Raw genomic sequence first — 844 nt, 5'->3', positions numbered from 1 at the left:
TGAAAAACTGGGATTTGGTTCCAGCGCAGTTGCGGCTCTCCTTTTTTCCAGGGCATTGAACCGGTCTGATGACAACTCAGACATAATGAACACCGCAGTACTGGCCCATAGGAAGTGGCAGCAGGGATACAGTAGTGGATACGATATCTTCACCTCCGCGAACGGGGGCGCCGGCTGTTTCACAGGAGGGCTATCACCCTCTTGGGGAAAGCTCAACTGGCCAAACTTGAAATACTGGCTGTTAAGGGGTCCTGTTTCGGTCAGCAGCGCCCGAGCGTTAAGACGCTATAAGGCTTGGAAAGAAAAACCAGGCAAACACTGGCTCGATATTCCGCTTCTCGCCGGCTACTACGCCTGCCTTCTCGAAACCATCAACCTCTTAGCATCGAAAGCCGGAATCACGGATGCGGGGATGTTTCTGGAAAAACTGCATGAACTCGCCAAATTCAGTTCAAAACTTGGCAATGTAATAAACCAGGAATCGACACCATTAATGCCCGCCGGATTCAGTAAAAGTAAAAAACCTTGGAACAGACTGGGAATCGCAGTCGCAAAGTCTCTGGGTGCTGGAAACGAGATAGTTCTGCTCGCCGGACTGGAAGATGGATTCACCCGAAGCGAACAATTAATTCTCAAGGAACTGTGCCGCACTAATCGCGCATTTCCCCTCTTGATCGAAACCAGGAGACTGAGCAAAGAGTTGCCGGAATGATTCGAAAAGGCATCGGCTCGGGAAAACTGATTCTCTTCGGCGAGTACGCGGCGATATATGGTTTTCCGGCAATTGGCACCTCCTTGCCCTTCCAGACAGAGCTTTACTGGATACCATCACAAACCACATCAA

At 50.4% G+C, this 844-nt stretch carries 1 protein-coding gene; it reads left to right on the top strand.

From position 1 onward, the window contains the following. The coding region (locus S1OALGB6SA_RS00080; RefSeq protein ID WP_148083981.1) for a hypothetical protein at window positions 1-712 on the top strand (712 nt) is incomplete at its 5' end. Window positions 713-844: the final 132 nt, after the last annotated feature.

Source organism: Olavius algarvensis spirochete endosymbiont (assembly GCA_900608495.1).
GTDB lineage: Bacteria > Spirochaetota > Spirochaetia > DSM-2461 > DSM-2461 > UBA2779.
Note: the sequence above shows the minus strand (reverse complement) of the source record. Positions and strands in the feature narration are given on the sequence as shown.